Consider the following 25,065-nt stretch of genomic DNA (forward strand, 5'->3'; position numbering starts at 1 on the left):
GGGGCAGGGGTAAATAGTTAGCGCCGCGCAATATCCGAAAAGTAAAACTTATCCAACGTATGTCGCGACTCGGTGTACTCGAACTGCCGCCCATCCTGCAAAAACGTCTGGTTGCTCACCACAATCACATGGCTCTGGCCGTCGAGGTCCAGGTGCGCCTGGTCGTCCTTACTGCGGGGCAGGGCTTCGATGGTGCGCTGGGCGTAGCTGATCTGCAGTTGCAGCGTCTGCTCGATAAACGCGTAGATCGACTGTTCGGCAATCGTCTGGTCCAGGCCCGGGATCAGGTCGGCGACGAAGTGGTTGATGTCGAGGATCACGCGTTTGCCGCCGATGCGCCGCACTCGCTTGATGCGCGTGATCAGGGTGCCGGGCTCGGCCTCGATATGCTGCTGCAGGGAGCCTTCCAGGGGCAATTGAGTGAATTCGACCACTTCGGTGCGTACGTCATCGCCCAGGTCGGCGTGGGTTTCGTGGAAGCTGACGATGCCCCCCAGTTGGAACTCAATCGGGTTGGGCGACAGCACGAACGTGCCCTTGCCATGGATCTTTTGCGCGAACCCACGCTCCTGCAATTGCTCGATGGCCCGACGCACGGTGCCACGGCTGGCCTGGTAGGCGTCCATCAATTCGGTTTCAGAGGGAAGGCGCGTGCCGCGTTGCAGGCGTTCGGTGGTGATGCTGGCAAGCAGATCCGTATAGATCTGGTTGTATTTGCTCATGGGGATGGCTCTGTGCCCGACTTGATCATTCAAGGCAGGAACCTTAGTGGCAGAGGTGGAGTTTGTCCATTGGACCCTCGGATATCGCCAATCCCTGTAGGAGCGAGCTTGCTCGCGAAAAACGTCAACGATAACGCGAAAAACCAGACACCCCGTGCTGCCCTCAGGTTCTTCGCGAGCAAGCTCGCTCCTACAAAAGAGGTCATCGGATATTTTTGTAACTCGTACAGACGAGTTGTTGCTTTAACTCGTCTGTACGAGTACTTTTGCCCTCGGCGTGCTGCCAATAACAAAAATCTAAAGTGGAAGAACAAGCATGAGCCACGACTATTCCAACATTGCCCGCGAGATCCTCGAACATCTCGGGGGCAGCGACAACCTTGAGCAAGCGGCCCACTGCGTGACGCGCCTGCGCCTGGCGCTCAAGGACCCAAGCCTGGTCAACGCCAGTGCATTGAACCAGGTCGATCTGGTCAAAGGCTCGTTCTTCACCGGCGGCCTGTTCCAGGTCGTCATCGGCCCTGGCGAAGTAGAAAAGGTCTACGCCGCCCTGCGCGAACAGACCGGCCTTGCCGCCGCCACCATCGCCGATGTGAAGAAGAAGGGCGCCGACAAGACCAACGCCCTGCAGCGCCTGGTTCGCGTGTTCTCCGACGTGTTCATGCCGATCCTGCCGGCGCTGATCATTGCCGGCCTGCTGATGGGCATCAACAACCTGATGGGCGCCAAAGGCATGTTCATCGAGGGCCAGACTTTGCTGGAGGCCTATCCGAACCTGGATGGCCTGTGGAGCCTGATCAACCTGATGGCCAACACCTCGTTCGTGTTCCTGCCGGCGCTGGTGGGCTGGTCGGCGGCCAAGCGCTTTGGCGGCAGTGAAATCCTCGGCATCGTACTCGGCCTGATGCTGGTGCACCCGGACCTGCTCAACGCCTGGAACTACGGCAAGGCGGTGGCCGGGCTCGACGGCCAGAGCCTGCCGTACTTCGATATTTTTGGCTGGTTCCAGATCGAGAAAGTGGGTTATCAGGGCCAGATCCTGCCGATCCTGATGGCCGCCTATGTCATGAGCGTGATTGAGAAGTGGCTGCGGGCGCGCGTGCCCAATGCCATCCAATTGCTCGTGGTGCCGATCACCACCATCGTCGTCACCGGCGTGCTGGCCCTGGCGATCATCGGCCCGGTCACCCGTCACCTCGGCATCCTGATCACCGAAGGCGTCGTCACGTTATTCGACCTGGCGCCGATGGTCGGCGGGGCGATTTTCGGCCTGCTGTATGCGCCGCTGGTGATCACCGGCATGCACCACATGTTCCTCGCCGTGGACCTGCAACTGATCTCGACCCAGGGCGGCACATTTATCTGGCCGATGATTGTCATGTCCAACCTGGCCCAGGGCAGTGCCGCGCTCGGAGTGTTCTATATGAGCCGCAATGCACGGGACAAAAGCATGGCCTCGACCTCGGCGATTTCTGCCTACTTCGGCATCACTGAACCGGCGATGTTTGGGGTGAACCTGCGCTTCAAGTTCCCGTTCTATGCCGCGTTGCTCGGCTCGGCGCTGGGCAGCATTTTCCTCTCGCTGAACAAGGTCCAGGCCTCGGCCATCGGCGTCGGTGGTTTGCCTGGGTTTATCTCGATCATCCCGCAGTACATCCCAAGCTTCGTTATCGGCATGGTCATCGCGATTGTGGTGCCGTTTGTTTTGACCTGTGCGTTGAGCATGAAGATCGTGCGGCCTGGATACCGGGTCGCCTGAACTACCGCCTTCGCGAGCAAGCCCGCTCCCACATTTGAAATGCGTTCCCCCATGTGGGAGCGGGCTTGCCCGCGAAGAGGCCCGCAAGGCCAGCACATAACTCTACTGAAGGAACCCACCATGCAAGACTGGCAACACTCGGTGATCTACCAGATCTACCCAAAAAGCTTCCACAGCCATGCGGGTAACGCCACCGGTGACCTGCTGGGCATCGTGGACAAACTCGATTACCTCCAATGGCTGGGTGTCGATTGCCTGTGGATCACCCCGTTCCTGCGCTCGCCCCAGCGCGACAACGGCTACGACATCAGCGACTACTACGCCATCGATCCCAGCTACGGGACCATGGCCGACTGCGACCTGCTGATCGGCGAAGCCGCCAAGCGCGGGATCAAGCTGATGCTCGACATCGTGGTCAACCACACCTCCATCGAGCACGAATGGTTCCAGCAGGCGCGCAGCAGCCTCGACAACCCGTACCGCGACTTCTACATCTGGCGCGACCAGCCGAACAACTGGGAGTCCAAGTTCGGTGGCTCGGCCTGGGAATACGAGGCGCAGACCGGCCAGTACTTCCTGCACCTGTTCGACCACACCCAGGCCGACCTCAATTGGGACAACCCCAAGGTGCGCGCCGAAGTCTACAAACTCATGTGCTTCTGGCGTGACAAAGGCGTGGGCGGTTTCCGCCTGGATGTAATCAACCTGATTTCCAAGCCGGCGGACTTTCCCGAAGACAACAGCGATGGCCGGCGCTTCTACACCGATGGTCCGCACGTGCATGAGTACCTGCAGGAAATGCACCGCGAAGTCTTCGAAGGCCACGACCTGATCAACGTTGGCGAGATGTCATCCACCAGCCTCGAGCACTGCATTCGCTACTCGCGCCCGGAGTCGAAAGAACTGTCGATGACCTTCAACTTTCATCATCTGAAAGTGGATTACCCCAACCTGCAAAAATGGGTGCGCGCCGACTTCGACTTCCTGCAACTCAAGCAGATTCTCTCTGACTGGCAACTGGGCATGCAGGCCGGTGGCGGGTGGAATGCGCTGTTCTGGTGTAACCATGACCAGCCGCGGGTGGTCTCGCGATTTGGTGATGACGGCGAGTACCGCGTGGTCTCGGCCAAGATGCTCGCCACCGCCTTGCACTTTCTGCAGGGCACGCCGTTTGTGTATCAGGGCGAAGAGCTGGGCATGACCAATCCGGGGTTCGACCAGATCGGGCAGTACCGCGATGTCGAGACCCTGAACATCTACCGCCTCAAGCGCGATGCGGGCGAGTCGCAAGCGTCAAGCATGGCCGCCATCATGCAAAAGTCCCGGGATAACGGGCGCACGCCGATGCAATGGAACGGCCAGGCAAATGCCGGCTTCAGCAGCGGTGAACCGTGGATTGGCATCCCGGCCAATGCGGCGCAGATCAATGTGCAGAGCCAGTTGGATGACCCGGATTCGGTGCTGCATCACTACCGGGCGCTGATCGCCTTGCGTCGCCTTGAGCCGCTGATCCAGCAGGGCGTGTACCGCCAACTGTTGTGCGATCACGCCAAAGTCTGGGCGTATCTGCGTGAAGGCCATGGCGAGCGCCTGCTGGTGCTGAACAACTTCTACGGCCAGCCCTGCGAGATCCAACTGCCTGGCCAAGTGATCAGCGCGGCGAGCGCGCAACGGCTGCTGATCAGCAACTACCCCGACTGCCCGGTGCGCACCGACAGCATCACCCTGCGCCCATACGAGTCTTTTGTGCTGCACCTGACCGACTGACATTCCCCTTTTTGTAGGAGCGAGCTTGCTCGCGAAAAACTTCAAAGCGCCGCGTGCATCCGCAATGCCCACGTCACCGTTGACGATTTTCGCGAGCAAGCTCGCTCCTACAGAATCGCGTTACACACAATAAGAAAAAAGGAGCGCTTCATGAAAACAACAATAAAGCTGGGCCTCGCTGCATCCTGTCTGACGTTGCCCCTGGCGGCCCACGCCCTGGAATTCGCCGGCTACCTGCGCAGTGGTGCCGGCACCTCGACCGGCAGCGGCCCGCAGCAGTGTTTCCAACTGCCGGGTGCCCAATCCAAATACCGCCTGGGCAACGAATGTGAACAATACGCCGAGTTGGAGTTACGCCAGGACCTGTTCACCCTCGACGACGGCTCGGTGCTGAGCGTCGATGCCATGGCCTCGCTGTACAACAAGTACGACCGCGAACTGAAGTTCCAGGGCGAAAACAATGGTTCGGCCCGCATGCCGCAGATGTATGCGCAGTGGTCGAACATGCCCAGCCTCAACGGCGGTTCACTGTGGGCCGGCCGGCGCTACTACAAACGAAATGACATCCATATTTCCGACTTCTACTACTGGAACCAGAGCGCCACCGGCGGCGGTATCGAGGACGTGCTGATTGGCGATCTGAAATACAGCTACGCCCTGTCGCGCAAGGACAACCTGTACCAGAAGGAATACGCCACCCGTCACGACTTCAACGTCGCAGGCTTCAAGACCAACCCCGGCGGGGAGCTGGAGTTGGGCCTGAGCTACATCGAACAGGCTGGCGGACGCGATACCCACAGCGGCTGGGCCCTGACTGCCCAGCATGTGCAGGCGGCCTTCCTCGGCGGCAAGAACAAGTTTGCCCTGCAGTACGGTGAAGGGCCGGGCACGGGCCTTGGCTACACCGGGAATACGGCATTGGAACGCAGCAGCAAAAGCTACCGCGCGGTGGAGTTTTTTGACTGGCAAGTGACCCCGCGTTTCGGTGGCCAGGTCGAGGCGGTGTACCAGAAAGATGTGCGCCCAGGCAGCCAGGACCAGACCTGGATGTCCATTGGTGTGCGCCCGGCGTATGCCATCAGCGAACAGTTCAAGCTGGTCACCGAGCTGGGCCATGACCAAGTGGATGCCAGCGGCGGCACGCGCAAGCTCAGCAAGTTCACGTTCGCCCCGACCTGGTCGCCCAAAGGCCCGGATTTCTGGGCGCGGCCGGAAGTGCGCTTGTACTACACCTATGCCACCTGGAACCAGGCGGCCAAGCGTGCGGCCAATGAACTGGCGGCGGGTTCGGCGTTGTCCGACAGCGGCTCCTACGGCAGTGCGCGGCACGGTTCCAACTTCGGTGTGCAGGTCGAATACTGGTGGAAATAAATACGGCCGATGTAGTGACCCCTTATGTGGGAGCTGGCTTGCCAGCGATGGCGGCCCCTCGGTCTTTGGCAGAGACCGAGTCGTCAGCATCGCCGGCAAGCCGGCCCCTACGGGGATTTGCATTCACCCATGATTTTTACAGAACCAAACAGCAGGTGATGTCATGACCACAACTCAACCCCTGGAACTGCTGGCGCCCCTGGCCGGGGTGCTGTTGCCCCTGGACCAGGTGCCGGATCCGGTGTTCTCCAGCCGCCTGATTGGCGACGGCGTGTGTATCGATCCCACCTCGCAGACCCTCTGCGCGCCGCTGGCCGGGGTGATCAGCAATATCCAGGACAGTGGTCATGCGGTCAGCGTCACTGACGACCACGGCGTGCAGGTGTTGATGCATATCGGCCTGGATACCGTGAACCTGGCGGGCAAGGGGTTCACCCGGCTGGTCGAGGAAGGCCAGCGGGTGGTGGCCGGGCAACCGCTGATCGAGTTTGATGCCGACTACATCGCCCTCAATGCCCGCAGTTTGCTGACCCTGATGCTGGTGGTCAGCGGCGAGCCATTTACGCTGCTGGCGGCGGCTACGGGGCTGGTTGAAGCCGGGCAACCGTTGCTGCGCGTGACGCCTGCAATAGGTGCTGCCAATGACGCGGAAGAAGAGGGCGACGCCCTGTTTTCCAAGCCCCTGACGCTGCCCAATGCCAACGGCCTGCATGCCCGTCCGGCGGCCGTGCTGGCCCAGGCCGCAAAGGGGTTCAAGGCGAGCATCTGCCTGCACAAGCAAACCCAGAGCGCCAACGCCAAGTCATTGGTGGCGATCATGGGCCTGCAAACAGTGTGCGGCGATACCCTGCAAGTGAGTGCGGCGGGGGCGGATGCGGCGGCGGCGATCGAGGCGTTGGTCGCGTTGTTGGCCCAAGGGTGCGGCGAAGCGGTGGCCGTGGTGGCCGAGGCCATCGCCCCGCTGTCATCGGCAACGGTGTTGCGGGGCGTGTGCGCATCGCCAGGTTCGGCGTTTGGCCACGTGGTTCAGGTCACCGAGCCTGAGCTGAAAGTGACTGAAAAGGGCACTGGCGAGACCCCAGAACGTGCCGCGCTGACGCGCGCTCTACAGGCTGCAGCCCAAGCACTGCAAGCGCTACAGGACAAGGCCTCGGGGAGCGCCCAGGCACAGATTTTTGGTGCCCATCAGGAATTGCTCGAAGACCCGACCCTGCTGGAACACGCCCACGGTCTGCTGGCCCAAGGCAAGAGCGCGGCCTTCGCCTGGAACAGCGCCACTCTCGCCACCGCTGCACTGTTCGAGCAATCCGGCAGCCCACTGCTGGCCGAGCGTGCCGCCGATATGGCGGATGTTGGCCAGCGGGTCCTCAAGCTGATCCTCGGGGTCCAGGACGGCGCCTGGGATTTGCCGGAGCAGGCCATCCTGATTGCCGAGCAATTGACCCCCTCGCAAACCGCCAGCCTCGACCCGGCCAAGGTGTTGGGGTTTATCACCGTGGCCGGAGGGGCCACCAGCCACGTCGCCATACTTGCTCGCGCTCTTGGCTTGCCGGCGATTTGCGGTGTGCCGGTCCAGGTCTTGGCGATACCCGATGGCTCGCCAGTGTTGCTGGACGCCGACAAAGGCGAACTGCACCTCGAGCCGGCCCCGGGGGTGATCGAGACGCTGCGGGCCGCGCGCGAGCAGCAGGTTGTGCGCCATCAACGCGATGTGCAGCAGGCTGCCTTGGCCGCCACCACTCGCGACGGTCATCATATTGAAGTGACGGCCAACGTCGCTTCGCTGCAAGAGGTACAGCAAGCCCTGGCGCTGGGAGCCGAGGGGGTGGGGCTGTTGCGCTCGGAGTTTCTCTATCTGGACCGCAACCGCGCGCCGAGCCCGCAGGAACAGGCCCAGACCTACAGCGCCATTGCCGGTGTGCTGGGCCCCGAGCGCAATCTGGTGGTGCGCACCCTTGATGTGGGCGGTGACAAACCCTTGGCCTATGTGCCGATGGACAGCGAGACCAATCCATTTCTAGGCCTGCGCGGGATTCGCTTGTGCCTGGAACGTCCCGAGTTGTTGCGCGAGCAGTTCCGGGCAATCCTGGCCAGCGCGGGCTTGGCGCGGTTGCACATTATGTTGCCGATGGTCAGCCTGCTGTCGGAGCTGCGCCAGGCCCGCGAGATCCTGGAAGAACAAGCGCTGGCCCTGGGGCTTAGCGAATTGCCGAAACTGGGGATCATGATCGAGGTGCCGTCGGCCGCGTTGATGGCGGATGTGTTCGCGCCCCATGTGGATTTTTTCTCCATTGGTACCAATGACCTGACCCAATACACCCTGGCCATGGACCGCGACCATCCACGCCTGGCCAGCCAGGCCGACAGTTTTCACCCGGCGGTGCTGCGCCTGATCGACACCACGGTCAAGGCCGCCCACGCCCATGGCAAGTGGGTGGGCGTATGTGGCGCGCTGGCGTCCGAGGCGCTGGCGGTGCCGATGCTGATCGGGCTGGGGGTGGACGAACTGTCCGTCAGCGTGCCGCTGATCCCCAGTATCAAGGCCACCGTGCGCGAGCTGGACCTGGCGGATTGCCAGATCATCGCCCGCCAGGTCCTGGGCCTTGAAGAAGCCGGCCAAGTGCGCGAGGCCTTGCGCCTTTACCACACGGCGACTGTAGAAACTTTACCTGTCGTGGAGCATTGAGCATGTTCGAGAAATTACAGCGGGCGTTCTGGAAGGCCCTGACACCGGACCTGGTGGCCGAAACACCGAGCACCGAGCCTGCGGCTGACGCGATGTTGGCGCCGGCGGTGTTGAGTGCGCTGGGTGGGGCGGCGAATCTCAAGACACAGCAGCGGGTGGCGTTGACGCGGATCCGGGTTCAGCTACAGGATTCGACACGAATGGACGAGGTGGCGCTAAAGACGGCGGGTATCACGGCGGTGATGGTGCTGGCAGGCGGGGTGGTGCATCTGATCACTGGCCTGTAGAACACCACAAAATAAATGTGGGAGCGGGCTTGCTCGCGAAAGCGGTGTGTCAGTCAATTATTCATCAACTGACCCTCCGCTTTCGCGAGCAAGCCCGCTCCCACATTGGGTTCTGTGTGTCTGATCGTTCCCAGGGGTCAGAGTTGGGGGCTGTCTTGCGAGGGCTTGGTTTTGTCCACGCCCGGGACGTGCAGGTTGCCTTCCACCATCTGGTTGCCTTCCAGCTGCGGCTGGGTCACCCAGGTCAGGATGTCGTAGTAACGACGGATGTTGGCCACGAAATGTACTGGCTCGCCGCCACGGGCGTAGCCGTAGCGGGTTTTGCTGTACCACTGCTTCTGCGACAGGCGCGGCAGCATTTTCTTCACGTCCAGCCATTTGTTCGGGTTCAGGCCTTCTTTTTGCGCCAGTTTGCGTGCGTCATCGAGGTGGCCGCCGCCCACGTTGTAGGCCGCCAGCGCAAACCAGGTGCGATCAGGTTCAAGGATCTTGTCGTCCAGTTCGCTCTTGATCATCGCCAGGTACTTGGCCCCGCCCTTGATGCTTTGCCGGGCGTCGAGGCGGTTGGACACGCCCATCGCCTGGGCGGTGTTCTGGGTCAGCATCATCAGGCCGCGCACGCCGGTCTTGGAGGTGACCGCCGGTTGCCACAGCGATTCCTGATAGCCAATGGCTGCCAATAGCCGCCAATCGACCTTTTCTTCCTTGGCCGACGTCTTGAAGAACTTTTCGTACTTGGGCAGGCGCTGCTGCAAATGCTGGGCAAAGGTGTAGGCGCCCACATAGCCCAGCACATCGACATGCCCGTAATAACGATCCTTGAGGCGCTGCAAGGTGCCGTTCTTCTCGACCTTGTCGAGGTAGCTGTTGACCTCGTTGAGCAGGCTGTTGTCTTCACCTGCAGCCACCGCCCAGCTCTGGTTGCTGGCATCGCCCAGGTCAAAGGCCACCCGTACGTTGGGGAAGTACACCTGGTTCATCGCCACTTCATTGGAGTCGACCAGGGTCAGGTCGATCTGCCCTTCGTCGACCATGCGCAGCAGGTCGACCACTTCAACGGCGTCGGACTCTTCGTATTCAATCGCAGGGTTCTGCTTTTTCAGCTCGGCCAGTTGCTCGGCGTGGGTGCTGCCCTTGAGCACCATGATCTTCTTGCCCACCAGGTCGGCCGCGTTGGTGGGGCGGGACTGGCCGTTGCGGTAGATGATCTGCGGGGTCACTTCCAGGTAGGCATGGGAAAAGCGCACCTGTTGCTTGCGCTGTTCGCTGCTGACCAGACCGGCGGCGGCCAAGACCGGGCCGTTGGGCTTGCCCAACTGGCCGAACAGGTCGTCGAGATTGTCGGCCGTCTCGATTTCAAGCTTCACCCCCAGGTCGTCGGCAAAGCGCTTGACCAGTTCGTATTCGAAACCGGTTTCGCCGTTGCGGTCCTGGAAATAGGTGGCCGGGCTGTTTCGGGTAACCACCCGCAATACGCCATCCTCCTTGATTCGCTCGAGCGTGCTGGGCTTATCAACACAGGCGCTGAGCATCAGGAAGAGTCCGGTGGCGAGGAGCCATTTGGCACATCGCGGGCGCAAAGCAGTTGGGGAGAACATCTGCGCAGTATACGCAAACGGCCCACGGCGCCATATCTCGACAGCATGGGCGTTGTCTGCTAGCACCCGCAAAACTGTGCTGCAGCCCGCAGAAACGTGGCCTGGCGCATGATTGTGACGGTGAAAATAACTGCACCAGCAGCCCCGGAAACCCCCTCGATACCGTGCAATCGAGGCCAACTGACGTTCGGCAGCGGCCAGCAGTGCCGTTTCGGGTGCCGTTGGCGCAGGTTTACGCTAGAATGCACGGCCTCAAAGCACACCCCCTTCCCGAGGCTGTCCCGAAGATGTTGATCCTGCGCGGCGCTCCTGCCCTTTCTGCCTTTCGCCACAGCAAACTCCTTGAGCAACTGAGCCAGAAGGTTCCAGCTGTCACTGGCTTGTATGCTGAATTTGCTCACTTCGCCGACGTTAACGGCGTTTTGACCGCCGACGAACAGCAAGTGCTGGCACGCCTTCTGAAGTACGGCCCCAGCGTTCCCGTTCAAGAGCCGACCGGCCGCTTGTTCCTGGTTCTGCCGCGGTTCGGCACCATCTCGCCCTGGTCGAGCAAGGCCAGCGATATCGCCCGCAACTGCGGCCTGGAAAAAATCCAGCGCCTGGAACGCGGGATCGCCTTCTACGTGGCTGGCCAGTTCAGCGATGCCGAAGCCGAGCTGATCGCCAGCAGCCTGCACGACCGCATGACCCAGATCATCGTCAGCCAGCTGGAACAGGCCGCCGGCCTGTTCAGCCACGCCGAGCCCAAGCCGCTTACTGCGATTGACGTGCTCGGCGGTGGCCGCGCCGCCCTCGAGAAGGCCAACACCGAGCTGGGCCTGGCCCTGGCTGAAGACGAAATTGACTACCTGGTCAACGCCTTCAACGGTTTGCAACGCAACCCCCACGACATCGAACTGATGATGTTCGCCCAGGCCAACTCCGAGCACTGCCGGCACAAGATCTTCAACGCCAGTTGGGACATCGACGGCCAGAGCCAGGAAAAAAGCCTGTTCGGCATGATCAAGAACACCTACGTGATGCACAGCGAAGGCGTTCTGTCGGCTTATAAAGACAACGCCTCGGTGATCGTCGGCAGCGTTGCCGGCCGTTTCTTCCCGGACCCTGAAACCCGCCAGTACGGCGCGGTGCAGGAGCCGGTGCATATCCTGATGAAGGTCGAGACCCACAACCACCCGACCGCAATTGCCCCGTTCCCGGGCGCAGCCACCGGCTCGGGCGGCGAGATCCGCGACGAAGGTGCAACCGGCCGTGGCGCCAAGCCCAAGGCCGGCCTGACCGGTTTCACCGTGTCCAACCTGCAGATCCCAGGCTTCGAACAGCCATGGGAAGTGCCGTACGGCAAGCCTGAGCGCATCGTTACTGCGCTGGACATCATGATCGAAGGCCCGCTGGGCGGCGCCGCGTTCAACAACGAATTCGGGCGCCCGGCGCTGACCGGTTACTTCCGTACCTTCGAACAATCCATCACCACCCCCCGTGGCGATGAAGTGCGCGGTTACCACAAGCCGATCATGTTGGCCGGCGGCATGGGCAACATCCGTGAAGACCACGTGCAGAAGGGCGAGATCCTGGTCGGCTCCAAGCTGATCGTGCTTGGCGGCCCGGCGATGCTGATCGGCCTGGGCGGCGGTGCCGCTTCCTCGATGGCCACCGGCACCAGCTCGGCAGACCTGGATTTTGCTTCCGTACAGCGCGAAAACCCCGAGATGGAGCGTCGCTGCCAGGAAGTCATCGACCGTTGCTGGCAGTTGGGTGACAAGAACCCCATCAGCTTTATCCACGACGTCGGCGCCGGTGGTTTGTCCAACGCCTTCCCTGAGTTGGTCAACGATGGCGACCGTGGTGGCCGTTTCGAACTGCGCAACATTCCAAATGACGAGCCGGGCATGGCCCCGCACGAAATCTGGAGCAACGAATCCCAGGAACGTTACGTCCTGGCCGTTGGCCCGGCGGACTTCGAACGCTTCCAGGCCATCTGCGAGCGCGAGCGCTGCCCGTTTGCGGTGGTCGGCGAAGCCACTGCCGAGCCGCAACTGACTGTCACCGACAGCCACTTCGGCAACAGCCCGGTAGACATGCCCCTTGAAGTGCTGCTGGGCAAAGCCCCACGCATGCACCGCTCGGCGGTACGTGAAGCCGAGTTGGGCGATGATTTCGACCCAAGCACACTGGAACTGGCCGACAGCATCGAACGCGTGCTGCACCACCCGGCCGTGGCGAGCAAAAGCTTCCTGATCACCATCGGCGACCGCACCATCACCGGCCTGGTTGCCCGTGACCAAATGGTCGGCCCATGGCAGGTTCCAGTGGCTGACGTTGCCGTCACCGCCACCAGCTTCGACGTGTATACCGGTGAAGCCATGGCCATGGGCGAGCGCACGCCGCTGGCCCTGCTGGACGCCCCGGCGTCGGGCCGCATGGCCATTGGTGAAACCCTCACCAACATCGCGGCTTCCCGTATTGGCAAGCTGTCCGACATCAAACTGTCGGCCAACTGGATGTCGGCCGCCGGTCATCCGGGCGAAGATGCGCGCCTGTACGACACCGTAAAAGCGGTCGGCATGGAGCTGTGCCCCGAGTTGGGCATCACCATCCCGGTGGGCAAGGACTCCATGTCCATGGCCACCCGCTGGAACGAAGATGGCAGCGACAAGAGCGTCACTTCGCCGCTGTCGTTGATCGTTACCGGCTTCGCCCCGGTCACCGATATCCGCCAGACCCTGACCCCGCAACTGCGCATGGACAAGGGCACCACCGATCTGATCCTGATCGACCTGGGCCGTGGCCAGAACCGCATGGGCGCCTCGATCCTGGCGCAGACCCACGGCAAACTCGGCAAACACGCGCCGGACGTGGATGATGCGGAAGACCTCAAAGCCTTCTTCGCCGTGATCCAGGGCCTGAATGCCGACGGCCACCTGCTGGCTTACCACGACCGTTCCGACGGCGGCTTGCTGACCAGCGTTGTAGAGATGGCGTTCGCCGGTCACTGCGGCCTGAACATCGTGCTCGACAGCGTTGCCGAGGATGCTGCCGAGATCAACGGCATCCTGTTCAACGAAGAGTTGGGCGCGGTGATCCAGGTGCGCCAGGACGCCACCCCGGATGTACTCGCACAATTCAGCGCCGCTGGCCTGGATGATTGCGTGGCGGTGATTGGCCAGCCGATCAACAACGGCGAAATCAATATCTCGTTCAACGGCGATACCGTGTTTGCCGGCCAGCGCCGCTTGCTGCAACGCCAGTGGGCCGAGACCAGCTACCAGATCCAGCGCCTGCGCGACAACGTCGACTGCGCCGAGCAAGAGTTCGAGGTGATCCTGGAAGAAGACAACCCGGGCCTGAGCGCCAAGCTCAGCTTCGACGTCAACCAGGACATCGCCGCGCCTTACATCAAGAAAGGCATCCGTCCTCAAGTTGCCGTACTGCGTGAGCAGGGCGTCAACGGCCAGGTGGAGATGGCGGCGGCGTTCGACCGTGCGGGCTTCAACGCGATCGATGTGCACATGAGCGACATCCTCGCCGGCCGTGTTGACCTCGACGAGTTCAAAGGCCTGGTGGCCTGCGGTGGTTTCTCCTACGGCGACGTGCTGGGTGCCGGTGAAGGCTGGGCCAAATCAGCCCTGTTCAACAGCCGTGCCCGCGATGCGTTCCAGGGGTTCTTCGAGCGTAACGACAGCTTCACCCTGGGTGTGTGCAACGGTTGCCAGATGATGTCCAACCTCAGCGAGCTGATTCCGGGCAGCGAGTTCTGGCCGCACTTTGTGCGCAACCGTTCCGAGCAGTTCGAAGCCCGTGTGGCCATGGTGCAGGTGCAGGAATCCAACTCGATCTTCCTGCAAGGCATGGCCGGTTCGCGCATGCCAATCGCCATCGCCCACGGTGAAGGCCATGCCGAGTTCGAGAGCGAAGAAGCCCTGTTGGAAGCCGATCTGTCCGGCACCGTGGCCCTGCGCTTTGTCGACAACCACGGCAAGGTCACCGAAAGCTACCCGGCCAACCCGAACGGCTCGCCGCGTGGGATCACCGGCCTTACCAGCCGCGACGGTCGCGTGACCATCATGATGCCGCACCCGGAGCGTGTATTCCGCGCCGTGCAGAACTCCTGGCGCCCTGAAGAGTGGAGCGAAGACGGCGCGTGGATGCGCATGTTCCGTAACGCTCGCGTGTGGGTGAACTAAGGCTGTGTACAAGCTCAGCTTCTTTGTGCCCGACAGCCATGTGGAGACGGTGAAAACCGCCGTCTTCGCAGCCGGCGGCGGGCGCATCGGCAACTACGACAGCTGCGCCTGGCAAGTGCTAGGCCAGGGCCAATTCCGCGCGTTGGATGGCAGCCAGCCGTTTATCGGGCAGGTCGGCCAGGTTGAAGTGGTTGAGGAGTGGAAGGTTGAGCTGGTGGTGGCTGATGAGCTGATCGTGGCGGTTGTGGCTGCGTTGAAGCTCAGCCACCCCTACGAGACACCGGCGTATGAGGTGTGGCAGTTGGCGGATTTCTGATTCGTAGGCTGCATAAACAAGAAACCCGCTGGGCCAGTTTGGTCAGCGGGTTTTTTGTTGCCTGTGATAGCCATCGATACCTACACAATAAGCAGATAGGGCCGTTGTGGCGAGCGGGCTTGCCCCGCGTTGGGCTGCGAAGCAGCCCCAAAACCAGCCGCTACGGAGTATCTGATATACCGCATTCGGCTTACTGGGGCTGCTTCGCAGCCCAGCGCGGGCAAGCCCGCTCGCCACGGGGAAGGTTGTTAGTTATTGGAAGTTGTGTGGATAGCTATGCCGCGATAGCGCCCGTCCAAACAACCCACCCTCCCTACCGGGAAGGCGGATTTTTGCCCGGCTTATGGCGCGGGCGTGAGTTTTACCTCGGCACGAATGGCGTCGATCAAGGTGCTCTGGTAGACAAAGCGCTGCTCGGTCATGCCCCAGCGATCGATGAAGAACATGCCCTGATCGTCCACCTGGATCGGGGTCGAGACGATTTCCCCGGTTCTGGATTTATGCAGCAGGTTGGTTTCTGCCGTGGACGGGCGTTCGACCAGAAAGTGCCCGGACACTTTCAGCCGCGTGCGGTCCAGCGGTACGAAGGCGGTCGGTTCGCGGATGTCGGCGATGCCGACCTGCAAGGTGAAGTCGCTGCGCAGGGCGGCCCAGCGGGTTTCCAGGTTCGTCTCCCAGCGGCCGGGCTGGATGGGGAGTGAGCGGCTGGGCGCTGCGTCGCGGATGTGCAGGCTGGCGGCGCCTTGCAGCTCGGCCAGGCCAGGCACTTGCAGGTGGGTGTTGGTGTGGGCGCTGCCGATGAACGCCACCCATTTGTGCGCGCCGTGTGCCGCCTGGTCGGCGTCGATCACCCGGGAGGCGAAGTAGCTGAACATCTGGTTGCGCGCTTCGGGGTTGGCGCCCTTGACGTAATAACTGGCGGTGCAATCGAGCGCTCGCACGCGCAGCCCGTGTTTGTTGGCTTGCTGGATCACTTCTAAATAGCTGTTGGCGCCGCTGTAGAGCGGCATATGCCCGGCGTTCTGGCGTTTGAGGTAGTCCTTGAGCGCGGGCGACAGGCGTTTTGACTGGCGCAAGGCATCCAACTCCGCCTGGTGCAAGTCGGTGAGTAAATGTTCGACGTACAGCGTGTCGAACTTCAGCGCCTTGAGTTGCTTCATGTGTTTGATCAGGAACGCTTTGCTCGCCTGCGCGCTGTGCGCCTCGCCGATGACCAGCCCCGCCAGTTGGCTTTCACTCACCGCACGCAAAAACGGCTCCGGCAACGTTTGGCCGTTGAGCCGCGACAATTCCGGGCGGGCCGGCAGGGTGTGCTGGCTGAAATACTGCTGGGCATCCAGGGACAGACGGTCTCGTGTGCTTTTGAAGGCCGAAAACGCCTTGCGATGCGCGGGCCCCGGCAGGTAACGGGTGTCCAGCCCGCGATACTGGTTGGACTGGGCCAGGATGCTTTCGCGCAGGTCGGCAGCCAGATCGTAGTCGCTGAAATGCGTGACTGTTGCCTCCGCCATCGACGGGCCTGGCGATATTACGGGGCGTTCAGGCGCGCGCACGGCCAGGGTGTAATCGGCTGTGGTGTCGCCCGCATCAATGCGCAAACCCACGGCCTGATCGGCGCCGACATCCTCCACGCGTACGGCAATTGCTTTGTGCAGGTCGGCCAGGCCCGGCGCCTGATCGGTTATGGTCATGCGTGCCGGGTCCATCAGGGCGATCCAGCGTTCATCGGGCACGGCTTCGCTGTCGGCCAGCAGGACTTTGTGCGAGTAGAAGTTGCGCAAGGCGGTGCCGCGCGTGGTGGTGGGCGGGGTGTCGCCGAGGTGGAGGGCGTCATCCAGGTCGTAGCAGGTCGAGGCGTCCAGCGCTTTGATCTTGATGCCTTTGGCTGAAGCCTTGCGCACCAGCGCCAGGTAGGAAAATTCGGCGTTGTCGGCAAACCCGAGGTCCTTGTCCACAAGCATCAGATGCCGCTCGATGTGCTTCCAGGATTGGCCGCTGTTGAGCTTGTCCAGTTTCGGGCGGAATACATCACCGGGCAGGTATTCGATGTACAGGCGCTTGAAGCCTTTGTCGAACAGCGCCTCGAGGTTGTCGATCAGCACCTGTTGGCCGACGCCGCTGTCGGGGATGGCGCCGATGATCAGGTTTGGTGCGCGGGTAAACGCAGCGTTGTCGGTGAGTGCGGCCAGCGAGTTCTCCAACGCGACGGCCGGCACCTGCGCACGGGGCGCCACGGGTGGCTGCTGGCGGAAGAAGTCCTCGGCATCGCGGGTCAGTTGGCTGACCTGTTGCTGGTACACCTCACGCAGCGGTCGCAGGTCCCGGGCCGCTGCGGCCAAGGTGATGTGGGGGTTTTCGTACACCCAGTCGCCCTGTTGGTGCAGTTGCGCCTTGAGGTTGGGGTTGAGCACGTGCTCCAGCTTGTCTGCGTACTTGGCCGGCATCTCATAACGCTTCAGTGCGTCGGGTGTCTGTGGCAGTTTTTCATACTTCGGCGCGCCGCCGATCACGCCAGTGCGTCGCCAAATGCCCAGGTCATCCGGGGCAGCGAGGCGGGTGGTGGACACCAACTTGCCGGTGATCGGGTCGAGGCGATAGAGCAGATAGCGCCCGATCGGGTCCGGTGTTTTGTGCGCCCAGAGAAATTCGCCCTGGAACAACACCGATTGCATCCCCGCAGGCTTGAGCGGCGGCGGTTCCAGTGGGCTGATCAGTCTTAGCGCAGGGCTCTGCACGATTCGCCTGGGGGCCTGGCGCACGGCAAACTGTTGCAGGGTGCCGAGGGCCGGGCGCAGATCGGTGAACAAGCCGCCGGCGCTGTTGAGCAGGTAACCGATCAAGTGTTCCAGGGCCTGGGCGTTGTCGCCTTGATGGTAGGCGTGCAGAGCGAGCATGCCGTCCTTGAACGCCAGCGCCAGGCCGATGCTCAGGCTCAGCACCGGGAAGGGTGCGGTGGCGATGGCGGCGACCCATTCCACGCACGTCCAGGCGATGCCGCTGATCATCTGGGTGCGGTTGACGGTGGTGGCTTTCACGTCATCCATCGTGCGTTGCAGCTTGAGGTCATACACCTCGCGTCGCAGGTCCTGGATCTGGGTCTGTGCGCGGATCGGGTCATGGCGCGGCGGGCTGACACTGGTTTTATCCAGCCCTTGTGGCAACTGCCGCCGGGCGTCCTCAAGGAAAGTGCGCACCCGCCCCAGGGACTGCACCGCGACGCGCTGCACCAGGTAACCGAGCATGCCGGGGAGTTTTTTCAACAGGTAGTTGAACTGCCGGGCTTCACGCACGCTGATGCCGTCCGGGGCGTTGGGGGTGTAGAGCAGCGTCGGGGCATCGGCATGGGTGAAGAGGTAGCAGCCGATCACCCATTCGCCGTCGATGCTCAAGCGGTGGATCGCGTGATCGCGGCGGATCGCCGGCGAGGTCTGGTCCATGCTGGCGATGCTGCGCTTAAGCCAAGCGCCGTCGAGCGCGGCGATATGCCCTTGCAGGCGGCATTCAAGGGCGGCGCTGCGCAGCTGGCCTTGGGTCAGGGCCAGGGTGGCGTTGCGCCGCAGCGCGTAGTCCGGGCTGTCGACGTTGAGCAGGCGGGTCTTGATCTCATTGATATACCGCTCGCCGATCCAGACCCCGGTGACCGAGCGCGCGACTTTCTCGGCAGTCAACGGGCTCAGGTCCACGCCGTCGGGGCCTTTGAAGCGAGCCGAGCGGGAGAATTTCTCGTCGAGAAAACCGATGCCGTCGGCGTAGCCGTCGCGGTACAGCTGGGTGTAGCTGATTGGCGCAGCCTTGGCGAGCGTGGGTGCGTAGGCCCAGACGCTGTCGGGGTCGACGTCGGGGCGCGGGCGCCCAAGCAGCGTGCCCAGGCGCTGGCGCGCCTGCTCATGCAGGTACGTGCTGAAGCTCGGCACCTGTGCCTCGGACAAGGGGTAATCGTTGTAGGCACGCAGACCGCCTTCGGTGTCGTCCGCCAGTTTCATCAGGGTGCGCCGTGTGGTCAGCGGCGCCGCGCGGAACCAGGCGGGGGTGCTGAACTCATCGTCATCCAGGCGCGTGGCCAACACATGGGTGGCCATTGCCTTGAGGCAATCGGCATGGCTGACGGTGGGGCCGAAGCTGATTTCGCGGTGCTCCTGGGCGTGAAACTTGTAGCTCAGGCCGCTGAGCACCTGTTTCATCTTGGCGCGAAAGCGCAGGGCGACGCGGGTGACCAGGTAATCGGTGAGGGTGCCGGGCGGTGACTTGACGCCATTGTCCAGGGTCCAGCCGAGGATGTGATTCTGGCAGGCAACTTCACTGTCGAACGCCTGGAATTGCTGCGCGCGCGGTGCTTGCGGCGTACACAGCAGCACGCGGTCGACGGCGCCGCTGGCGTTGCGCCGGCGCAGCACCCACAGGTCTTGCAACTGAGCCTCGTGCAACGCCAGGGTTGAGGCGCTCAGCAACGGGTCGCTGCCTTGGCGCACGCGCTGGATCAGCTCGACATCGTCAGCGCTGAGATGCCCCTGCAGCAGCGCGGTGCAGGCCAGGGTAATGATTCTGTGATCAAGCATGGCCTCGATGGCCTGGCACAGTTCGGTCTTCGCGTGGAGTTGCTTTTGCAAGGTACTGAAGTCGATACGCGGTTGTAGCGTACCCAGTTGCTCCGCGAGCCAGCCTGGTGTCAGCTCGGCGTAGGCGGCGGGCAGTGGCGCGCCGTCGTAGCTGAGGCTGGTTTTTTTCAGGAAGTCGGAGCCGGTGTGCTCATCGTCGGGATGTGGGCCGCGCAAGGCCAGCTCGACCAGGTCGCGCTCGTGGTTGTATTCGCCGATCGGGTTGAGCAAGCGCCGCGTGGTTACCAGCAGGCGTTGCGGTTCGAGGTCGTGGATATCCAGCTCATCGCTCAGGCGCTCCAGCCATTGGTGACGCGCCAGCGCGTAAGGCGTGGCGAGGGCGCCGAACAGTTGCTCCAGATGTTGCCGGGCCTGGTTGTAATGGTGCAGATGTTCGGCGAGTTGAGCGCGTTGGGGGGCGGTGGCGCTGCGGTACCAGTCCGGCGCGCTGTACCGCAGCCAGCGATCGAGCAGCAGTTGGGCACGCCATTGCAGGCGCGCGCTGACGTCGGGAACGGCAGCTGCGATGGCCTGCTCCAGCGCGTTGATCAGGGCTTGCGCGTCGCTGTGCGGGTTGTCCACCAGGCTGAGGGCACGGGTGATGTCATCGCTGCGCTTGGCGATCAGTTGGTTGTCGAGGTGTTCGAACAGCGGCCGCTCACTGATCGGGTTCAACCCCAGCGGCCAGATGGCGTGTGGCGTCAACGCGTGGTAGTCGGTGGGCAGCAGGCCCATGAAGTGCGTGCGCTCGGCGGCGGCGTCCAGGCGCTGGAACAGCGCGGTGTCGAGGTCGATGAGGGTGGCAAAAAACTCGATCCCGCGTGAGGGGGTAAACAGCGCCACACGGCCGACCGGTGTGCTCGATTGAAGCTCGCTCACCTGCGGGCTTGAATGTTCGGTCAGCACAAAAGCTGCGGCCAATTCGACGGTTTGCCCTTGGTATTCAAAGGTCAGTGCATACAGGCCTGGGCGTTGTGTGACGCCAAGCGGTATGCGGTCCAGGATCGCCAACTCCTGCGGGTGCAGCAGGCGGTCGGCGCCCGCGAGTGCGGCTTCGTGAGTCAGGGCTGTGTAGCCGTCCTCAAAGGTCATGAAGGATTTACGTGCCTTGCCGTCGATCTGCTCGCGGCGGTCCATGTCCTGCAGTTGTGTGTTCAGCGTGGTTCTGAGGGTGGCCAGCAGGGTCTGGCCTTCAGCGCTTTGCAGATCACGCTCGGCCAACTCCTGGTACAGCGCACGGCTCTTGTCGAGGAACTGTTGCCGGTACTGTTTGAGAAGCGTGTTCAAGCGTTCCAGATAAGCCAGGTCTGCCGACTGGGTTTGCGCAGGCAGCAACGGCCCATCGACATCGAGCAGGTGGTGGCCGATCAGGTTGAGTGAGCCTTTGATCTCGTCAAAGCTCAAGGGGGGATTGGAAGTGCTCACAGGCACGGGCTCCATGCTGAGGGTTAGAGCCGTCAGCATGGGCAGGGCCGCCCCGGGCGGGGCGGTAGATAGGTAGGTCAGGCGCCCGCGCGCACCGGGTTGCGTTGTGCCAGGGCCTTGAGGGCGTCGCTCAAGCCCTGGGCCTGGTCGCCGACCAGCAAATGCCACACGCCGTCTTCAAGCCGGCTGACACCCTGGCAGCCGAGGCTGTTGAGTTGCGCCTGCGACAGGCCTTTTTCATCGGCCAGTTGCAGGCGGATACGGGTCATGGCGATGCAGTCCAGTTGCACCACATTGTCCTGCCCGCCCAATGCATCCAGCCATTGCTGTGCCTGGGCCGTGGCGACTGTAGCGGCGCTGGCCGCTGGCGCTGGCATGGCGGCGCCGGCCACTGGCACGTGATTGGATGAGGGCATCGCCAGGCGGATTTCATCGGCAATGCTATCGGCCAGCGGCCCGACGACGACCTGCAGGCTGCCGCCGTTGCCGGGACGGACCACGGCCATGGCGCCAAGGGCTTTCAACTCGGCATCCAGCGCCTTGTTGCGGTCCACCATGTCCAGGCGCAAGCGCGTGGTGCAGGCGCCGACGCTCAACAGGTTCGCGGCACCGCCCAATGCGCGCAGGTACGCATGGGCCCGCTGGTTATCCGTCATGACCTCGGCCTGGGCCACCTGGATGTCTTCGCGCCCTGGCGTTTTCAGGTTGAAGCGGCGGATGCAGTAGCTGAACACGCTGTAGTAGATCAGCGCATACGCCAGGCCCACGGGCACCACCAGCCAGCCATTGGTGGATTTGCCCCAGCCCAGGACCATGTCGATGAAACCGCCGGAAAAGGTGAAGCCCAGGTGAATGTCCAGCAGGTTGGTGACGGCCATCGACAGGCCTGTCAGCAGCGCATGCAGCAGATACAGGAACGGCGCGAGGAACATGAACGCAAACTCGATCGGCTCGGTCACCCCGGTGAGGAACGAGGTCAGGGCCATCGACAGGAATATCCCGCCCATGATCTTGCGCCGCTCCGGCAGGGCATTGCGGTACATCGCCAGGCACGCCGCCGGCAGGCCGAACAGCATCACCGGGAACATGCCGGTCATGAACTGGCCGCCGTTGGGGTCGCCGGCAAAGTAGCGGGTCAGGTCGCCCGTCACCACCGCGCCGGTGGCCGGGTCAGTGAAGCTGCCGAACACGAACCAGGCCATATTGTTGAGGATATGGTGCAGGCCGGTGACGATCAGCAGGCGGTTGAATACGCCAAACACAAACGCCCCCAGGCTGCCGCTTTCCATCAGCAAGACGCCGAAGCCGTTGATGGCGTGCTGCACCGGCGGCCAGATCAGGCCGAACACCACGCCCAGGCCCACTGCCGAGAACCCGGTGACAATCGGCACGAAACGTCGCCCGCCGAAAAAGGCCAGATACTCCGGCAGCTTGATGTCCTTGAAGCGGTTGTACAGGGCGCCGGCCATCAAGCCGCTGACGATCCCGGCCAGCATGCCCATGTTGATGGTCGAGTCCAGCACCTTGAGGGTCGAGATCATCACTAGGTAACCGATGGCGCCCGCCAGCCCGGCTGTGCCGTTGTTGTCCCGGGCAAAGCCGACGGCGATACCGATGGCGAAAATCAGGGCCAGGTTGGCAAAGATCGCTTGCCCGGCGTCGTGCATCACCGCGATGTTCAGCAGGTCGGTATCACCCAGGCGCAGCAACAGGCCGGCAATCGGCAGGATGGCGATGGGTAGCATCAATGCGCGGCCCAGGCGTTGCAGGCCTTCGATGAACAATTGGTACATGGCGAGTCTCCTTTTTCTTGTTGTTGTCAGCTCAACGGCCAGTGCTGGTGACAGGCTTGGCGTACGGCCCCGGCGCTGCTCAGGTTGAGCAGGCCCTGGCTCAGTTGCCGGCATTGCGCGGCGTCGAGGTGGCGCACACGGTCTTTGATTTCAGCAATCTGCGGCGGGCTCACGGACAGCTCGCGCACGCCCAGGCCCACCAGCACCGGCGTGGCCAGCGGGTCGGAGGCCAGGGCGCCACACACGCCGACCCAACGGCCATGTTTCGCGGCGCCGGCGCAGGTCTGGGCGATCAGGCGCAACAGCGCCGGGTGCAATGCATCGACCCGGGCAGCCAGGCCGGCATGGTCGCGGTCCATGGCCAGGGTGTACTGGGACAGGTCATTGGTGCCGATCGACAAAAAGTCCGCATGCTCGGCCAGTTGCTCGGCCATCAGCGCGGCGGCCGGCACTTCGATCATCACCCCCAGGTCCGGGCGCTGGGTCAACCCCAGTTCGGCGCACAGGTCGTCGAGGCGCTGGCGAATGTGCAGCAACTCGTCCACTTCACTGACCATCGGCAACAGGATCCGACAGCGCTGCAACGGGCTGACCTGCAGCAGGGCGCGCAGTTGCTGGTCGAGCAGTTCCGGGCGTACCTGGGCCATGCGAATGCCGCGCAGGCCCAGCACCGGATTGGCTTCGGCGGGCAGTGGCAGATAGTCGAGCTGTTTGTCGCCGCCCACATCGATGGTGCGAATGATCACTGGTTTGTCGCCCATGGCGTCCAGCACCGCCTGGTAGGCCTGGCGCTGCTCTTGTTCATCGGGCGCGGTGCGGCGGTCGACAAACAGAAATTCGGTGCGCAACAGGCCAACGCCATCGGCGCCGTTTTCGTAGGCCATCTGTGCCTCGCTGCTGGAGGCCACGTTGGCCGCCACCTCAACGCTTACGCCATCAAGGGTGCTGGCTGCTGTCTGGGCCTGGGCCTGTTGCTGCTGGCGCTGCAGTTTTTGCGCATCGCGGATCTGGTGCACCTCGGCGTGGCGTGCATCATCGGGCATCAGTTCCAGGCGGCCGTTGGCGGCGTCCAGCACCACACGCTGGCCTTGGGGCACATCGAGCACTTCACTGCCCAGGGCGACCACACAGGGCAAGCCTTTGCCCCGGGCCAGGATCGCCACATGGGAGGTGGCGCCCCCTTCGGCCATGCACAGGCCCGCAGCGTTCTGCTCGCTCAACTGCAGCAGGTCCGAGGGGGTCAATTCATGGGCGGCGACAATGGCGCCGGCCGGCAACTCGAACTGCCAGGCTTCACCCAGCAGCGCCCGCAGGACCCGCTGCTGCAAGTCCCGCAGGTCGTTGGCGCGTTCGGCGAACAACGGCTTGCCCAAGCCCAGCAGTACGGCGCATTGGGCCTGGATTGCATCGCGCCAGGCATGGGTGGCGGCGCTGCCCTGGTCAATGGCCTGGCTGGCGCTGTGCAGCAGGGCAGGGTCTTCCAGCAGGGCCAGGTGGGCGGCGAAGATCTCCTCTTCGTCCACGTCCTTGCGCCGGCGGGCGTGCTCCAGGGTACGGCGGATTTCCCCGCGCACCTGCTCCAGGGCGGCGTCCAGTTGCTGCAACTGCTCATCGGCGACGTGGGTTCGCGGGTCTGCTGGCAACTCGATGCTGCTCATGCGCCACAATGGCCCGCAGACCAGGCCGGGCGCGGCGCAGACACCCTGCAACACACCGGCTTCGGCGGGGGCGCGATGTGCAGGGGCGGCGGCCGGGGCCGGGGCGGTGTGGGGAACCTCCAGCGACAGCGCCGCGAGCAGCGCTTGCAAGGCGGCTTCGCTGTCTGCGCCCTGGCAACTGACGCGCACTTCGTCCTGCTCGCCAATCCCCAGGCCCAGCAGGCCGATCAGGCTGTCGCACGGCGCAGACTTGCCGGCGAAATGCAGGTGCGACTGGCTGCTGAAACCTTGCGCGGTCTTGCGGACCAGCGCAGCGGGGCGTGCATGCAGGCCCCCCTTGTGGGTGATGCGAATGCTGGCGCTGGCGGCGTTGCCGGTGTGCGCGCCAGGCGCTGTGCGGGTGGCCGAGGTGTGGCGCGGGCAGACCTGCATCAGCGGTTGGCCCACGGTCGCCATTTGCATGCTGAACGGTCGCAGCTCGAACTGATCGCTGTTGGTGAGGATGATCAGGCTGATCAGGCTTTTGCACTGGCGGGCGATGCGGTCCAGGTCCAGGCGCACCAGGGCCTGGCCGCTGCTCACCCGGGCGCCTTCCTTGACCAGCAGCGCAAAGCCCTCGCCCTTGAGCTCGACGGTGTCGATGCCCACGTGCAACAGGATCTCTGCACCGTTGTCGGCGCGCAGGGTCAGCGCATGCCCGGTGCGGGCAAGGTGAATCACCACGCCATCGCATGGCGCATACAGGCAATCGTTGAGCGGGTCGATGGCCAGGCCATCGCCCATGGCGCCGCTGGCGAACACCTCGTCTGGCACGTTGCCCAGGGTCCGCACCGGCCCGGTCAGGGGCGCGTTGAGGGTCAGGTCATTGTTATTGTTGGTCATGGGCACGGTACTCATCAGGAAA

Annotated in this window: 12 protein-coding genes; 7 read left to right on the forward strand and 5 right to left on the reverse strand. The window is 63.0% G+C overall.

The genetic code is table 11. From position 1 onward, the window contains the following. Positions 1–17: 17 nt before the first annotated feature. Positions 18–722, reverse strand: coding sequence for a trehalose operon repressor (treR, locus tag C5F71_RS18390; protein ID WP_029298502.1), 705 nt, complete (start codon positions 720–722; stop codon positions 18–20). Positions 723–1,038: 316 nt separating this feature from the next. On the opposite strand from treR, the gene treP reads away from it, so the two are divergent. From treP to C5F71_RS18420, 5 genes are all read left to right on the forward strand, one after another. After that, on the forward strand, positions 1,039–2,481 hold the full coding sequence (gene treP / locus C5F71_RS18400) for a PTS system trehalose-specific EIIBC component (RefSeq protein ID WP_104911685.1): 1,443 nt from the start codon (positions 1,039–1,041) through the stop codon (positions 2,479–2,481). Between the two features lie 120 nt (positions 2,482–2,601). Continuing rightward, complete coding sequence (treC, locus tag C5F71_RS18405) at positions 2,602–4,248, forward strand: alpha,alpha-phosphotrehalase (protein ID WP_029298497.1); 1,647 nt, start codon at positions 2,602–2,604, stop codon at positions 4,246–4,248. A gap of 150 nt (positions 4,249–4,398) precedes the next feature. Beyond that, positions 4,399–5,619 (forward strand): carbohydrate porin, encoded by a 1,221-nt coding sequence (locus C5F71_RS18410; protein ID WP_029298493.1) that lies wholly within the window; start codon positions 4,399–4,401, stop codon positions 5,617–5,619. A 163-nt stretch (positions 5,620–5,782) separates the two neighbouring features. Continuing rightward, a complete protein-coding gene (ptsP, locus tag C5F71_RS18415) occupies positions 5,783–8,305 on the forward strand; it encodes a phosphoenolpyruvate--protein phosphotransferase (protein ID WP_104911686.1) in 2,523 nt (840 codons plus the stop codon). Positions 8,306–8,307: 2 nt separating this feature from the next. Further along, entirely contained in the window at positions 8,308–8,592 is a 285-nt protein-coding gene (locus tag C5F71_RS18420) for a PTS transporter subunit EIIB (protein WP_029298489.1), read from the forward strand. Positions 8,593–8,729: 137 nt separating this feature from the next. On the opposite strand, the gene mltF is transcribed toward C5F71_RS18420, so the two are convergent. Next, positions 8,730–10,190 (reverse strand): membrane-bound lytic murein transglycosylase MltF, encoded by a 1,461-nt coding sequence (mltF, locus tag C5F71_RS18425; RefSeq protein ID WP_104911687.1) that lies wholly within the window; start codon positions 10,188–10,190, stop codon positions 8,730–8,732. Between the two features lie 287 nt (positions 10,191–10,477). Here mltF and purL point away from each other — a divergent pair, with 287 nt between their 5' ends. Next, the gene (purL, locus tag C5F71_RS18430) at positions 10,478–14,374 is read left to right on the forward strand and encodes a phosphoribosylformylglycinamidine synthase (protein ID WP_104911688.1); all 3,897 of its coding nucleotides are present in this window, start codon (positions 10,478–10,480) and stop codon (positions 14,372–14,374) included. Between the two features lie 4 nt (positions 14,375–14,378). Next, positions 14,379–14,690: an NIF3 1 gene (locus C5F71_RS18435; protein WP_015885716.1), complete on the forward strand. Its 312-nt coding sequence runs from the start codon at positions 14,379–14,381 to the stop codon at positions 14,688–14,690. A gap of 341 nt (positions 14,691–15,031) precedes the next feature. Here C5F71_RS18435 and C5F71_RS18440 read toward each other — a convergent pair whose 3' ends face one another. The 3 genes from C5F71_RS18440 to ptsP (C5F71_RS18450) form a co-directional block, all read right to left on the reverse strand. Further along, a complete protein-coding gene (locus tag C5F71_RS18440) occupies positions 15,032–20,710 on the reverse strand; it encodes a membrane-targeted effector domain-containing toxin (RefSeq protein ID WP_104911689.1) in 5,679 nt (1,892 codons plus the stop codon). A 77-nt stretch (positions 20,711–20,787) separates the two neighbouring features. Further along, entirely contained in the window at positions 20,788–22,503 is a 1,716-nt protein-coding gene (nagE, locus tag C5F71_RS18445) for an N-acetylglucosamine-specific PTS transporter subunit IIBC (RefSeq protein WP_092233871.1), read from the reverse strand. 26 nt (positions 22,504–22,529) lie between these two features. Beyond that, complete coding sequence (gene ptsP, locus C5F71_RS18450) at positions 22,530–25,043, reverse strand: phosphoenolpyruvate--protein phosphotransferase (RefSeq protein WP_104911690.1); 2,514 nt, start codon at positions 25,041–25,043, stop codon at positions 22,530–22,532. Positions 25,044–25,065: the final 22 nt, after the last annotated feature.

It is taken from the genome of Pseudomonas sp. LG1D9 (assembly GCF_002949995.1).
Taxonomy (GTDB): domain Bacteria; phylum Pseudomonadota; class Gammaproteobacteria; order Pseudomonadales; family Pseudomonadaceae; genus Aquipseudomonas; species Aquipseudomonas proteolytica.